The sequence below is a fragment of the Polaromonas sp. P1_F4 genome (assembly GCF_056405675.1).
This window is the reverse complement of record NZ_JBFUBP010000011.1, coordinates 135,954-150,020: the sequence shown is the minus strand read 5'-3', so window position 1 is coordinate 150,020 and position 14,067 is coordinate 135,954. Positions and strand designations below refer to the sequence as shown.

The 14,067-nt window shown below is 58.8% G+C and carries 14 protein-coding genes; 8 read left to right on the top strand and 6 right to left on the bottom strand.

Annotated features, from left to right (window positions below; translation table 11 throughout):
* Positions 1-339 (top strand): hypothetical protein (locus AC1DYQ_RS19830; RefSeq protein ID WP_477688224.1); only part of this gene is annotated, 339 nt, incomplete at its 5' end.
* A gap of 22 nt (positions 340-361) precedes the next feature.
* On the opposite strand, the gene AC1DYQ_RS19825 is transcribed toward AC1DYQ_RS19830, so the two are convergent.
* The 5 genes from AC1DYQ_RS19825 to dnaA all read right to left on the bottom strand — a co-directional run bounded on the left by AC1DYQ_RS19825 (position 362) and on the right by dnaA (position 6,944).
* Complete coding sequence (locus AC1DYQ_RS19825; RefSeq protein WP_477688223.1) at positions 362-982, bottom strand: 3'-5' exonuclease; 621 nt, start codon at positions 980-982, stop codon at positions 362-364.
* 118 nt (positions 983-1,100) lie between these two features.
* Positions 1,101-1,358 (bottom strand): DUF3297 family protein, encoded by a 258-nt coding sequence (locus AC1DYQ_RS19820; protein WP_457281890.1) that lies wholly within the window; start codon positions 1,356-1,358, stop codon positions 1,101-1,103.
* Positions 1,359-1,385: 27 nt separating this feature from the next.
* Positions 1,386-4,010 carry a DNA topoisomerase (ATP-hydrolyzing) subunit B gene (gene gyrB, locus AC1DYQ_RS19815; RefSeq protein WP_477688222.1) on the bottom strand — a complete coding sequence of 875 codons (2,625 nt, stop codon included), beginning with the start codon at positions 4,008-4,010 and terminating at the stop codon, positions 1,386-1,388.
* Between the two features lie 114 nt (positions 4,011-4,124).
* Positions 4,125-5,231: a DNA polymerase III subunit beta gene (gene dnaN, locus AC1DYQ_RS19810; RefSeq protein ID WP_457281892.1), complete on the bottom strand. Its 1,107-nt coding sequence runs from the start codon at positions 5,229-5,231 to the stop codon at positions 4,125-4,127.
* Between the two features lie 318 nt (positions 5,232-5,549).
* On the bottom strand, positions 5,550-6,944 hold the full coding sequence (gene dnaA / locus AC1DYQ_RS19805; protein WP_477688221.1) for a chromosomal replication initiator protein DnaA: 1,395 nt from the start codon (positions 6,942-6,944) through the stop codon (positions 5,550-5,552).
* Positions 6,945-7,368: 424 nt separating this feature from the next.
* On the opposite strand from dnaA, the gene rpmH reads away from it, so the two are divergent.
* The 7 genes from rpmH (at position 7,369) to AC1DYQ_RS19770 (ending at position 13,255) form a co-directional block, all read left to right on the top strand.
* Positions 7,369-7,503 (top strand): 50S ribosomal protein L34, encoded by a 135-nt coding sequence (gene rpmH / locus AC1DYQ_RS19800; RefSeq protein ID WP_007862708.1) that lies wholly within the window; start codon positions 7,369-7,371, stop codon positions 7,501-7,503.
* Positions 7,504-7,554: 51 nt separating this feature from the next.
* The gene (locus AC1DYQ_RS19795; protein WP_477650022.1) at positions 7,555-7,974 is read left to right on the top strand and encodes a ribonuclease P protein component; all 420 of its coding nucleotides are present in this window, start codon (positions 7,555-7,557) and stop codon (positions 7,972-7,974) included.
* Between the two features lie 35 nt (positions 7,975-8,009).
* Positions 8,010-8,288, top strand: a complete 279-nt coding sequence (yidD, locus tag AC1DYQ_RS19790; RefSeq protein ID WP_477688228.1) for a membrane protein insertion efficiency factor YidD — start codon at positions 8,010-8,012, stop codon at positions 8,286-8,288.
* The gene (gene yidC / locus AC1DYQ_RS19785; protein ID WP_477688220.1) at positions 8,285-10,012 is read left to right on the top strand and encodes a membrane protein insertase YidC; all 1,728 of its coding nucleotides are present in this window, start codon (positions 8,285-8,287) and stop codon (positions 10,010-10,012) included. The genes yidD and yidC overlap by 4 nt, the downstream gene beginning before the upstream one ends.
* Positions 10,013-10,131: 119 nt before the next feature.
* A complete protein-coding gene (gene mnmE / locus AC1DYQ_RS19780; protein WP_477688219.1) occupies positions 10,132-11,544 on the top strand; it encodes a tRNA uridine-5-carboxymethylaminomethyl(34) synthesis GTPase MnmE in 1,413 nt (470 codons plus the stop codon).
* 185 nt (positions 11,545-11,729) lie between these two features.
* Positions 11,730-12,221, top strand: a complete 492-nt coding sequence (locus AC1DYQ_RS19775; protein WP_122954706.1) for a Crp/Fnr family transcriptional regulator — start codon at positions 11,730-11,732, stop codon at positions 12,219-12,221.
* Positions 12,222-12,469: 248 nt separating this feature from the next.
* Positions 12,470-13,255 carry a hypothetical protein gene (locus AC1DYQ_RS19770; RefSeq protein ID WP_477688218.1) on the top strand — a complete coding sequence of 262 codons (786 nt, stop codon included), beginning with the start codon at positions 12,470-12,472 and terminating at the stop codon, positions 13,253-13,255.
* 124 nt (positions 13,256-13,379) lie between these two features.
* On the opposite strand, the gene AC1DYQ_RS19765 is transcribed toward AC1DYQ_RS19770, so the two are convergent.
* A complete protein-coding gene (locus AC1DYQ_RS19765) occupies positions 13,380-13,952 on the bottom strand; it encodes an adenine phosphoribosyltransferase (protein ID WP_477688217.1) in 573 nt (190 codons plus the stop codon).
* Positions 13,953-14,067 lie beyond the last annotated feature (115 nt).

Here is a 14,067-nt window from a genome sequence, read left to right as displayed (position 1 = left end):
GCCTACCCCTTGAAGGATTTAGCGCCAAGACAGCTAACTATGGTCACACGATATGCTAGCGACTTAGTAGCAATAACGTCACGCGCATACAAAGTCTTGAAGCCTGGAGGAACGGCAACCTACGTGATTGGAAATAATGTTTTATCTGGCGTTGACCTCATCAACTCATCGGCCCTTCGCACTGCTCTGAAAATCGCAGGATTCGAGATAAAACATTCCGAGAGCAGAGAAATACCGTCGCAACACCGTTACCTACCGGTGAAGGTCAAAGATAAAAATGCGCTGAGCAAAAGAATGGCCCAGGAAATTGTGATTCATGCTGTCAAACCAGGCCAGTAATTAGCTCAGTGCTGTCGTAGAGCTATGCGTGAAACACCTCTGCGAACTTAGACATCAAAGCCTGCACAGCCGGCTTAGCACAGCGCTGCAGCGCCACCAGCACCGCATGGTCAGGCCGAATTACACGATGACGGCTACGCAGGTCATCCTGTATTTGACCCAGCAAGGACGCAGCCATCTCCGCATCAGCCATAGCCCTGTGCGCACGGCCGGCCTTCGGCAGGCGGTGGTAATCGATCAGCACGCCGAGCTTGTGGCTGGGTGCCTGGGGGTAGAGCCTTCTGGCTACAAGCATGGTGCAGGCGAAGGGCTGGGTAGCAGCCTCCCCTGCGCGGTTGAGTTCAGCCTCCCAGAACCGGCGGTCAAAAGAAGCGTTGTGCGCGACCATGGGCGCGTTGCCCACAAAGCGGTTGGCCTCTAGCATCACTTTCTCGGCCGCAGGCGCGGCGGCAATCATGGCATTGCTGATGCCTGTCAGGCTTTCAATGAAAGACGGGATGTAGCGCCCTGCGTTCATGAGGCTCTGGAATCGGTCGACCACTTGGCCGTGCTCGACCAGCACGATGGCTACTTCCGTCGCGCGGTCACCCATCGCGGGCGAGAGGCCTGTGGTTTCAAAGTCGATAACGGCGATGCGGCTCATGGCTCAAGCAATGTGATTGCCAAAATGAAAACACCATGAAATGAACCTGCAGAGGGTCAAGCTTCATGGTGTTCATGGAGGTCCGGTCAGTCAACGCATTGACTGACGGCCCGGTTAGTTACTTGTAAAACGACTCAACCTTGCCTTTGAGCTTGATCATCAGCGGGTTGCCCTTGCGGTCGACCTTGTTGCCCACGGGCACCTTGATCCAGCCTTCGCTGATGCAGTACTCGGCGACGTCGTTGCGCTCTTTGTCGTTGAAGCGGATGCCGATGTCGTGTTCAAAGATCGCCCTGACGAAGTGCGGGCTGCGCTCGTCGGTAGAGAGGTGGTCGGGCAGCGCTGGGCGTTCTGCTGTTTTGATTTCTTCGGTCATGGTGTCAAGTAAGATCTGAGTGGTTGCTTAGACGTCGATGTTGGCGGCGCGCAGGGCGTTTTGTTCGATGAACTCGCGGCGTGGCTCCACTTCGTCGCCCATCAGCATGGTGAAGACGTGATCGGCTTCGATGGCGTCGTCGATCTGTACACGCAGCAGGCGGCGCACGGTCGGGTCCATGGTGGTTTCCCACAGCTGGGCGGGGTTCATCTCGCCCAGGCCTTTGTAACGCTGGCGTGCGGTGGCGTTTTCAGCCTGGCCAATCAACCAGGCCATGGCCTGGCGGAAGTCGCCGATCTTTTCTTCCTTCTGGCGCTCGCCTTCGCCGCGCATAACCTTCGCGCCTTCGCTGATCAAACCGCGGAAGGTGGCGGCTGCATCGGCCAGGGTGGCATAGTCGGCGCCGTGCACAAAGTCTTGTGTCAGCACGCTGCTCTTCACGTTGCCGTGGTGGCGGCGGCTGATGCGCAAGATGGGTTTGTCGGTGCGGGTGTCAAACTCGCCGGCCACTTCGGCGGGGGCGCCGGTGGTGTTGAGCTCGCGCAGCTTGGCCTGCAACGTCACGGCCGACACTTCAGCGTCGGCCACGGTGTCGAGGTTCAGGCTCACGCCGTCGGCAATGGCGCGCAGGGCTTCTGCGTCCATGAAGCCGCGCAGGCGGGCAATCACGGATTCAGCCAACTGGTGCTTGCGGGCCAGTTCGGCCAGCGTCTCGCCCGTTAATACCGTACTGCCTTCAGCACCGGTTTGCACAGAGGCGTCTTTCAGCGCAATGCGCAGCAGGAAGCCGTCTAGCGCTGCGGTGTCTTTGAGGTACTGCTCTTCCTTGCCGGCTTTGACCTTGTACAGCGGTGGCTGCGCAATGTAGATGTGGCCGCGCTCAACAAGCTCGGGCATCTGGCGGTAGAAGAAGGTGAGCAGCAGCGTACGGATGTGGGCGCCGTCAACGTCGGCGTCGGTCATGATGATGATGCGGTGGTAGCGCAGCTTGGCGACGTTGAAGTCGTCAGTGCCTGGCGTGCCGCCAATGCCGCCGGCCTTGCCGATGCCGGTGCCAAGGGCGGTGATCAGCGTCAGGATTTCGTTGCTGGTCAACAGCTTTTCGTAGCGGGCTTTTTCGACGTTCAAAATCTTGCCGCGCAGGGGCAGGATGGCCTGGAATTTACGGTCGCGGCCTTGCTTGGCAGAGCCACCGGCGGAGTCACCCTCGACCAGGTAGATCTCGCACATGGCGGGGTCTTTTTCCTGGCAGTCGGCCAGCTTGCCGGGCAGGCCCATGCCGTCGAGCACGCCTTTGCGGCGCGTCATGTCGCGCGCTTTGCGCGCGGCTTCACGGGCGCGGGCGGCTTCGATGATCTTGCCGACGATGATCCTTGCGTCGTTGGGGCGCTCTTGCAGGTAGTCGTGCAACAGGCGGCTCACGATGTCTTCAACCGGGCCGCGCACTTCGCTGGAAACGAGTTTGTCTTTGGTCTGGCTGGAGAATTTTGGCTCAGGCACCTTCACGCTCAGTACGCAGCACAGGCCTTCGCGCATGTCGTCGCCGGTAACTTCAACCTTGGCTTTCTTGGCCAGCTCGCTGTCGTCGATGTATTTGTTGATGACGCGGGTCATGGCGGCGCGCAGGCCCGTCAGGTGGGTACCGCCGTCGCGTTGGGGAATGTTGTTGGTGAAGCAGAGGACTTGTTCGCTGTAGCCGCTGTTCCACTGCATGGCAACTTCAACACCGATGTTGGTGCCCTGGTCGCTCTGGCGGTCGCCCATGGCGTTAAACACGTTGGGGTGCAGAACCGTTTTGCCTTTGTTGATGAACTCAACAAAACCTTTGACGCCGCCGGCGCCGGCAAAGTCGTCTTCCTTGCCGCTGCGTTCGTCTTTGAGGCGAATGCGCACACCGTTGTTCAAAAAGCTCAGCTCGCGCAGGCGCTTGCTCAGGATTTCGTAGTGGAAATCGTTGTTCTCTTTGAAGATGTCGGTGTCGGGCAGGAAGTGGACTTCAGTGCCACGCTTGTCGGTGTCGTCCATGACCTTCATCGGCGACACATCAACACCGTTGACTTGTTCGATGATGCGGTTTTGTACAAAGCCGCGTGAGAACTCCATCACGTGCACTTTGCCGTCGCGGCGAATCGTCAGGCGCAGCATCTTGCTGAGTGCGTTCACGCAGCTCACGCCCACACCGTGCAGGCCGCCTGAGACCTTGTAGCTGTTCTGGTTGAACTTGCCGCCGGCGTGCAGTTCGGTCAGGGCGATCTCGGCAGCAGAGCGTTTGGGCTCGTGCTTGTCGTCCATCTTGATGCCGGTGGGGATGCCGCGGCCGTTGTCGGTCACGCTGACGGAGTTGTCGGTGTGGATGGTGACCACGATGTCGTCGCAATGGCCGGCCAATGCTTCGTCAATGGAGTTGTCGACCACCTCAAACACCAGGTGGTGCAGGCCGGTGCCGTCGGACGTGTCGCCGATGTACATGCCGGGGCGCTTGCGCACGGCCTCCAGGCCTTCCAAGATCTGGATGGAGCCTTCACCATAGGCTTCGGACGCGCCGGCCTGGTTGGTATCGATCTTGGGCTGGAAATTGGAGCTTCCCTCGCCTGCGGCGCCGTCGTTGACGTTTACCTGATCGGCTTCGTTCGGTGTGTTTTCTTCAGTCATAGCCAGCTTTATTTCCGATCTTTTCTCGAATTGCTTCGATTTCTTCAATCTCTTGAATGACCAAACCCGCGGAGAGTCGCGGGTCTGGTTGTTGGTTAGCGTGTGGTCAGCGCGTTAAATGCGCATCGGCATCACCACGTATTTAAAGGCTGCATCGTCGGGGATGGTCAGCAGCGCGGAGCTGTTGGAGTCAGCCAGTTCGATCTTCACCATGTCCTGGTCCATGTTGGCCAGCGCGTCGATCAGGTAGGTGACGTTGAAGCCGATTTCGATGGCGTCGCCGCCGTAGTCGATGTCGAGCTCGTCGACAGCTTCTTCCTGCTCGGCATTGTTGGAAGCCACGCGCAGGGTGCCGGGTTCGATGTTCAGACGCACGCCCTTGAACTTCTCGCTGGTCAGGATGGCGGTGCGCTGCAGGCTGGCCAGCAGGGGCACGCGGCCCAGGGTGATGATGTTTTTGTGGTTCTTGGGAATCACGCGGTTGTAGTCGGGGAACTTGCCTTCGACCAGCTTGGTGACAAATTCCATGCCTTCGAAGCTGAACTTGGCCTGGTTGCCGGCAAATTGCATTTCGATGGCGCCTTCCTTGTCGCTGAGCAGGCGCTGCATTTCCAGAACGGTCTTGCGCGGCAGGATCACTTCCTGCTTGGGCACTTCAACGTCGAGCGTGGCGGATGAGAAGGCCAGGCGGTGGCCGTCGGTGGCGACCAGGCTCAGCTGCTTGCCTTCGGCGACGAAGAGGATGCCGTTGAGGTAGTAGCGGATGTCGTGCACCGCCATGGCAAACGAGACCTGGTTGAGCAGCTCTTTCAAAACCTTTTGCGGCACCGAGAAGCTGGGGCCGAAATTGGCGGCTTCCTGCACCAGGGGGAAGTCTTCAGCCGGCAGGGTTTGCAGCGTGAAGCGGCTTTTGCCGCCTTTGAGGATCAGCTTGTTCTGCGACGACTCGAGCGAGACGGTCTGGTCGCTGGGCATGGAACGCAGGATGTCGATGAGCTTGCGGGCACCCACGGTGGTGGTGAAGTTGCCGGCGTCGCCGTCGAGCTCGGCGGTGGTGCGGATCTGGATTTCAAGATCGCTCGTGGTGAGCTGCAGCTGGGCACCAGTTTTGCGGATCAGCACGTTGGCAAGGATGGGCAAGGTGTGCCTGCGCTCAACGATGCCGGCCACCGACTGCAGTACCGACAAAACTTTATCCTGGGTTGCTTTCAGAACGATCATGACTTCCTCTGTATATATCTTTAATTCTTTAATTCAAATTAGTAGTAGTAGATAAGGGTGGCGCCCATCTGTGGATAGTGCCATTTTCCCCTTTTTGATCAACCACTTGGCGTTTGTTTAACCATGTGTTCAGACGCCCCTGAACTGCACTGCTGAATATGAACAACTTTCGATTGTCATCTGCTTCTGTGGATAAGCCATGGGTTGTTCAAAAGTTGTCCCCAAAGTTATTGTGAGGGTGGTTGGGCTCTGTAAAACACCGTGAAAACCGTACGCAAGAGGGTTCGTGGGGTTCATGGGACGCATGGGGGCTGTTCCTCAGCCTTTCAGGGTCTGTTCAAGCACATGCAGCTGCTGGTTGAGCTCTGTCATTTGCTGGCGCTCGGCAGACATCTTGCGCACGGCGTGCAGCACGGTGGTGTGGTCACGCCCGCCAAAGAGCTCACCGATCTCGGGGAGGCTCTTTTGCGTGAGTTCCTTGGCCAGGTACATGGCAATCTGCCGCGGCCGCGCAATGCTGGCAGGCCGCTTCTTCGAATACATGTCGGCCACTTTGATCTTGTAATAGTCGGCGACGGTCTTCTGGATGTTCTCGACGCTGATCTGCCGGTTCTGTATGGAAAGCAGGTCACGCAGGGCTTCACGGGCCAGCTGGATGGAGATTTCCTTGAGATTGAAGCGTGAGTACGCCAGGATCTTGCGCAAGGCGCCTTCGAGCTCACGCACGTTGGAGCGAACGTTCTTGGCGACGAAGAAGGCGACTTCTTCGGGCATGGAGGCGCCTTCGGCTTCGGCCTTTCGGATCAGGATGGCGACGCGCATTTCGAGCTCGGGCGGCTCGATGGCGACGGTGAGGCCGGAATCAAAGCGCGAAACCAGGCGTTCGTGGATATCCGTCAGACCCTTGGGATAAGTGTCGCTGGTCATCACGATGTGCGACTTTTTGGTCAGCAAGGCCTCGAAAGCGTTGAAAAACTCTTCCTGGGTGCGGTCCTTGTTGGCGAAGAACTGGACGTCGTCAATCAGCAGCAAATCCAGGGAGTGATAACGCTCCTTGAATTCATCAAAAGTCTTGCGCTGGTAAGCTTTAACCACATCTGAAACAAATTGTTCAGCGTGGATGTAGAGAACTTTGGCGGTGGGGTTGTCCGACAGCAATTTATTGCCGATGGCGTGCATCAAATGGGTCTTACCCAAACCGACACCGCCGTAGATAAAAAGCGGGTTGTAAAGCTGGCCCAGGCTGCTGGAAACATGTAACGCCGCGGCCCGGCCCATGCGGTTGGCCGTGCCTTCAATCAGGGTGTCGAAGGTCAGCGCGCTGTTGAGCCGATTCTTGAACGGCGCGCCGGCGGCTTCTTCGGGAACGCCCAGGCCGACGGGCTCAGGAACGCCGGAGCCTTCAAAGCTGCGAACCAGAGATGAAGACTTGGCGGGCGCTTCGCGCGGAGCAAGTGCTAACTCAAGGGGGATGCTTTGCCCGGAAATTTTCTCAAGCAGGGCCGAAATACGGCCGGCATACTGGGCACGAACCCAGTCGAGTTTGAACCGGTTGCCTACTAAAACGGTGACTTTGGTGAGGTCTGGAGCGACCTCGACAAGCAGGGGGCGGATCCAGGTATTGAACTGTTGTTCAGGTAATTCCTGGGCCAGGTGGTCGACGCAGCTCTGCCACAAGTCCTGGTTCAGATTTTGGACGGATGCCTCACTCATGGCTGGTTTTGACTGGGTTGCTGGCCTGGCAAGAGGCGCCCGGCAGCGGTGAGCTGCTTGTGGATATTGTTAATTTTGAGCACCGGCAATTGTAGTCCGGACGGGGAGTTATCCACAAAATAATTGATCCGGGTTTCAACCTATTTTCGGCACTGGTTTGGGGTATGTAGCGACCCGGTTCGCCGCATCTCAGCCTTTACCCCAAATGGGCAGGCTAACTTGTTGCCAGCGTTAGGAAATCTGCGATAATCATGGGTTTCCCTGATTCGCGGCGGGTTTTGCCTGCCTTGAAGACTTGCAGAGATGGTTGTGTTGTACGGCCACCAAGATCATTCGAATCGCCCAAAGCAGTGTGTCTTATAACTAAGGCAAGGTAACGGCAAAGGGGAAAGCTTTGTAGCTGACCGGCTAGTAGGACTCAATCATGAAACGCACATACCAACCATCCAAAGTCAAACGCGCTCGTACGCACGGCTTCCTGACCCGCATGAAAACGCGTGGCGGCCGCGCAGTGATTGCTGCTCGCCGCGCCAAAGGCCGCAAGCGCCTGGCCGTATAAGCCTGTTTTCTGCTGGCCATTCGCAGTTTTTTAAACTGACGCCTGGCGCTCGTGCAACGGCTTCAAACCCGACCCCAGTTCCAGGCAGTTCTTGCCGGCGCCATTGTTGCAAAAACAACGCACTTCGCATTGCACCGCAATGCGCTGGACGCAAAGCCCGTGCAAGCTGAGCCAGGCAAGCTGGCTGATGTGATCGCGGCAAAGCCGCTGTTTCCCGTACAGGATGTCTGGCTTGGGGCCATGGTTCCCAAACGCTGGGCCAAACGCGCCGTCACACGTAACGCCATCAAACGACAGATCTACACCGTGAGCGCTGATTTTTCGCATCAGTATCCTCAGGCTGCTTTTGTGGTCCGCTTGCGGCGTGATTTTTCGCGCAAGGAATTCATCAGCGCGACGTCCGAGCAGCTCAAGCTGGCGGTACGCACCGAAGTGCTGGCGCTGATGCAGGCAGGAGCCAAGGCGCCATGAGCTCCGTTTTTGCTGCACTGGCACCTCTTTTCCGTTTGCCGCAAACCCTGCTGATTGGCCTGGTCAAAGGCTACCGTTTGTTGCTCAGCCCGTGGCTGGGCTCAGCCTGCCGGTTTGAGCCGACGTGTTCCGCCTATTCACTGCAGGCCCTGCAGCAGCACGGCGCAACAGTCGGCAGCTACCTCACCTTGCGCCGGCTGGTACGCTGCCATCCCTGGTGCGATGGCGGGCACGACCCGGTGCCGCCTGTTCCCCTCTTTTCCCGCCTGGCCACCTCTGTGGCCTCCACCCCTTCTAAAAAGACGCCGTCATGAACGACATCCGCCGCACCATCCTGTGGGTGATTTTTGGTTTTTCCATGGTCCTTTTGTGGGACCAATGGCAGGTATACAACGGCCACAAGGCGACCTTTTTCCCGTCAGCCACGCAAAGCGCCAAGGCGCCGGCCGCTGGTTCCTCTGCACCTCTAGCTGCCGGTTCTACGGCTTCATCCGTGCCCGCACCGCAGGCTGCCAACGCAACGCCTGGCGCGCCCGGCGCCGTGCCAGCAGGCGCTCCATCGATCGCCCCGTCGACCGCCAAAGAACGCTTCGTTGTGAATACCGATGTGCTCACGCTGACCTTTGACAGCGAAGGCGGCACCCTGGTGCACTCGGCATTCGTCAAGTACAAGGACCAGGCGCATACGGCCGAAGGTTTTGTCTTGATGGACGAAAGCGCAAACCGCGTTTATGTGGCGCAGACGGGCCTTGTTACGGCGCCCGGCACCACCGGGGGCTTTCCTACCCACAAAACGCCAATGGCCGTGGTGCCAGGCGAACGGGCTTTGAAAGACGGCCAGGACGAACTGCAGATCAAATTTGAGTCGGCGGAAGTCGGCGGCGTCAAGCTGGTCAAGACCTATACCCTGAAACGCGGCGCGTACGACATTGCGGTGCGCCACGACATCGTCAACACCGGCACAGCCGCGGTGTCGCCCCAGCTGTACCTGCAGCTTGTGCGTGACGGCAACAAGCCGCCCGGAGAGTCTTCTTTTTATTCCACCTTTACCGGCCCGGCGATCTATACCGAAGCCAAGAAATACCAAAAGGTGGAATTCAAGGACATCGAGAACAACAAGGTTGATGTCGAAAAGCAGGCCACCAATGGCTATATCGCCATGGTCCAGCACTACTTTGCAACCGCCTGGATTCTTCCGGATGGCCTCAAGCGCGACCTGTTGTTCCAGAAGGTCGCCAACAACCTGTATTCCGTCGTCATGATCACGCCGCTGGACACCATCGCGGCAGGCACGACCAAGTCGGTTGAGGCGAAATTTTTCGTCGGCCCGCAGGAAGAAAAAACACTGGAAGCCATTGCACCAGGCCTGGAGCTGGTGAAGGACTACGGCTGGTTGACCATCCTGGCCAAGCCACTGTATTGGCTGCTCGACAAGCTGCACGGCTTCCTCCATAACTGGGGCTGGTCCATCGTGGCTCTGGTGCTGCTGCTGAAAATCGCGTTCTACTGGCTCAATGCCAAGGCGTATGCCAGCATGGCCAAGATGAAGGCGATCAATCCGAAGATCATGGAAATGCGTGAGCGCCTGAAAGACAAGCCGCAGGAAATGCAGCAGGCGATGATGAAAATCTACAAGGAAGAAAAAGTCAACCCGATGGGCGGCTGCTTCCCGATCATGATCCAGATCCCCGTGTTCATTGCGCTGTACTGGGTGCTGCTGTCCAGCGTTGAAATGCGCAATGCACCGTGGGTCTTGTGGATTCATGACCTCTCGGCGCCGGATCCATTCTTCATTCTGCCCGTGCTGATGACCCTGACGACCATGCTGCAAACGGCGCTCAATCCCGCTCCGCCGGATCCGATGCAGGCCAAGCTGATGTGGTTCATGCCGCTGATCTTCAGCGTGATGTTCTTCTTCTTCCCGGCTGGCCTGGTGCTGTACTGGATTACCAACAACATCCTGTCCATCGCGCAGCAGTGGGTGATCAACACTCGCATGGGCGTGCCGCCGCAGTTCAACCTGCCGAAGTTCAAATAAGGCGGACACGGAATAAAAAGTGGGCCGCTTCGCGGCCCTTTTTCTTGGGAAACCGACTTTGGCTGCGGCGCTCCTTACCCAGGTGCCAACACCCGCTTTGCCCCTTAACATCTACCACCATGCTGGCCCGACACCACGACCCCATCGTTGCCATCGCTACCGCGCCCGGGCGCGGTGCGGTGGGCATTGTGCGGGTGTCCGGCAGGCACATCGCGCCCATTGTCGAAGCGATTTGCGGCCGCCAGCTGCAACCGCGCCAGGCGACCTACCTTCCCTTCAGGGATGCGCACGGCGTAGCCATCGACCAGGGGCTCGCCCTGCATTTCCCGGCGCCGCATTCTTACACCGGCGAAGACGTGCTGGAGCTGCAAGCGCACGGCGGCCCTGTCGTACTGCAGCTGTTACTGGCGCGATGCCTTGAGGCCGGTGCCGCACCCGACCCGGTGAGCGGCCAGGCGGCCGTGCCGGGGCTGCGCGTGGCGCAACCGGGCGAGTTCACCGAACGTGCATTCCTCAACGACAAGATCGACCTGGCGCAGGCCGAGGCGATTGCCGACCTGATCGACGCGAGCACTGAAACCGCAGCGCGATCGGCCGCGCGTTCAATGTCGGGTGAATTCTCGCTGGCGGTCAACACGCTGCTGGAGCAGCTGATTCATCTGCGCATGCTGGTCGAAGCAACGCTGGACTTCCCCGAGGAAGACATCGACTTCCTGCAGAAGGCAGATGCGCAGGGACAGCTCGAGCGCCTGCAGGTGACGCTGGCCGGCGTGATGCAGCGCGCGGTTCAGGGCGCCTTGCTGCGCGAAGGCATCAAGGTGGTGATCGCGGGCCAGCCGAACGCCGGCAAAAGTTCGCTGCTCAATGCGCTGGCCGGCGCCGAACTCGCCATCGTCACGCCGATTGCCGGCACCACACGCGACAAGGTTTCGCAGCTGATCCAGATTGAAGGCGTGCCACTGCATGTGGTGGACACAGCCGGCCTGCGCGAGGCACTCGACGAAGTGGAAAAAATCGGCGTCGAACGCGCGTGGGCTGAAATCGCCAGCGCCGACGCGGTGCTCTTCCTGCATGACCTGACCCGGCATGCCGCCGATTACCTGGCCGCCGACGCACACATCGCAGAAGTATTGAGCCGTGAGCTGCCGCGCAACACTCCCATCGTCGACGTCTGGAACAAGTCGGACGCGGCTGACGCGGACGTGCTGGGCACAATCAGCGGCGGCGTTCTGATCTCCGCCAAAACCGGCGACGGCCTGCAGGCGCTGCGCAAGCAACTGTTGCAGGTCGTGGGCTGGCAATCCGCCCCTGAAGGCGTGTTCATGGCCCGCGAACGCCACGTGCGTGCCCTGCAGCAGGTCGCCGAACAACTCGGGAGAGCTCACGCACAGATTCGCGCGGGGCACCCTGCTCTGGACCTGCTGGCTGAAGATTTGCGCCAGGCGCAACTTCACCTCAGCGAGATTACCGGTGCGTTCACGCCGGACGACTTGTTGGGCGAAATTTTTTCCAGATTCTGTATTGGAAAGTAGTAAACCGGCGACAGGCGGGCCCCGTCTGGGGACAAGCGGCGCCGTGCCGCGAAAAACGCACCAAAACAGTCAAAAATGGCGTTCTGTCGAGGGGAAATTACAACTCCGGCTTTCCTGTATCAGGTGTAAGGGGCCGTTAACATCTCTTGCGGGCCGTGTAGTGCGAAGGTATCTTCCGTCCCACTATGAACGCTCCACTACCTGCCGCCATCCGTTTTGACATTCAGGGCCTTGCCCAGGCAATTCTTCACTGCCACGCCAGTGACGCATTGCGCTGTCAATTCAACCAGCCGCATTGGGACATCCTGGCCAGCTACATGCAGCCTTTCGCCCTCAACAGTGGCCAGGTGCTGATGGAACAGGGCGCGCTGGACCGCACGCTGTACTTTGTGGAAAGCGGCACGCTCAGCGTTCATTACGAAGACGAAAAGGCCCGCGTGCGAATGGCACTGGTGGGTGCGGGTACCGTGCTTGGTGAGGGCGCATTTTTCTCGCACATGCCGCGTAGTGCCACGGTGCATGCGTCGACGCCCTGCAAGCTATGGTGCCTCACCCCGATGCGGTTCCTTGAGCTGGCAAACCGACACAGCCCCATCGCGTTGGAGCTGACCATGGCAATGGGGTCGGTCATGGCCAAACGACTCTATAACCGTCCCAAGCGCGTCGCCGTGACCTGAGCGTCGCCCCTCTCTCGGGTGCACCGGCATCATCAGACAACTGACTCCCTGCCGTAATACTTTCGGGCGTCACAGGCGTTCTCAAAAACGTGACGGGCGTGATTTTTTACCAGACAGTTGCATGGGTGTTTCGATAAAGTCGGCAACAGGATTTGCTGCTAAACAACAGCTGAACCGTTTGCGATATTGCTTACAGATTCACTCCGTGCATTGACGGAAAATCAACATTCATCACGAGAACATTGCCCATGTCTTTCTTAAATTGGTTTTCCGACAAACCGCAGCAAGCTGGCTCGGCTGCGAATGACGAACAAAAACGCGCGTCCGCCGGACGCGACAAATTTGCGACGTCCACACCCCAGCGACTCTCCCCGGAACACCCTGCTCCCGCCGATTCCGGCAAACTTAAGCGTCACGCCCGCCGCGAGCAGCTGTACGTAGCAATTCGTGAGGCCATGACCCGCTCCGGCGTGCTTTCGGCCAGCTACAAATTCAAAGTACTTTCGCTCGACCAGAGCGGCAATGAATTCCTGGTCATGATGGACCTGGCAAAAGCATTTGGCGGCACGTCCGAGCAATTGAGTGGAATTGAGGCATCGATCACACAGCACGCCAAAGCGCGCTTCGAGATCTTGGTGCCCGCTGTGTACTGGCGCCTGGAGGAAATGGCGGTCGTGGTCAAACAGGCCCCGACGACTCCACAGGCAGTGCAAACACCTGTTGTACCAGCACCCGTTGTACATGCACCCGTAGTAGCACACGCTGAAGCCAATGTAGAAACCCGGGCGCCCGTCAAACCCGCCGCCCCGCGCTATGAGCCTATCCAGGCCGACGAGGTTGCCGCTTTCAAGCAAGCTTTGGTTGCTGCGTCCGCGCAAGGCCCTGCAGTCACGCCGGAAAAAGGGGTCAAAGTGCAAAGCGGCCCGCGCTCACGTTCATACACCCTGCTGACGGGCTTTGAAGACACCGAAATGCCGCCGGAATTCAGCACGTCACCAGCGCTGAGCAGCACGCAGTACGGCGATCTGAACTAGACCGATTCGGCTTCAGATCTAAGACCAATCGGCTTCAGGCCCAATGAGGGCGGGCGCAAGCAGCTATAATTTTTATAGCTGAACTCGTTCCCTCCGGGCAGTTTCCAGAACTGCATCCGGCGGTTCAATGCCCCGAAAAGTCGATCAAGGTGAACAGCGGCAGCCCTGCTGCCCGCAATTTTTCTGACCCACCGAGTTCGGGCAGGTCAACAATCGCCGCACCTTCGGTGACAGTGGCGCCCAACTTCTCCAGCAGTTTCTTGCCGGCCATCATGGTGCCGCCCGTGGCGATCAGGTCGTCGATCAGCAGCACCCGGTCGCCGGATTTGACCGCGTCGGTATGCAGCTCCACGGTGGCGCTTCCATACTCGAGCTCATAGGTTTCCTGCACGGTCGTGAAGGGCAGTTTGCCTTTTTTGCGTATCGGCACAAAGCCAACATTCAACTCATAAGCGATGACGGCGCCGAGGATGAACCCGCGCGCATCCAGCCCTGCCACGATGTCGGGACGGAGCTTGCCGTCCATGTAGCGGTGCACAAAAGCGTCGATCAGCACGCGAAAGACCTTGGGGTTCTGCAGCAGCGGCGTGATGTCGCGAAACTGCACGCCGGGGGCCGGCCAATCGGGCACGGTGCGGATATGGTTCTTCAGGTACTGGCCGACGGTCTGGTGAGTGAGGCTGTGCAGGTCAGGCATGGCGTGTCCAAGGTGGGTGGCGCCCATATTGTGCCGTCAGTGCCAACGAACAACGACCTGCTGCAGGCGCGAACAAAGCGGTGAGATGTTTCCCCGGAAGCCCCTCTTTGCGACG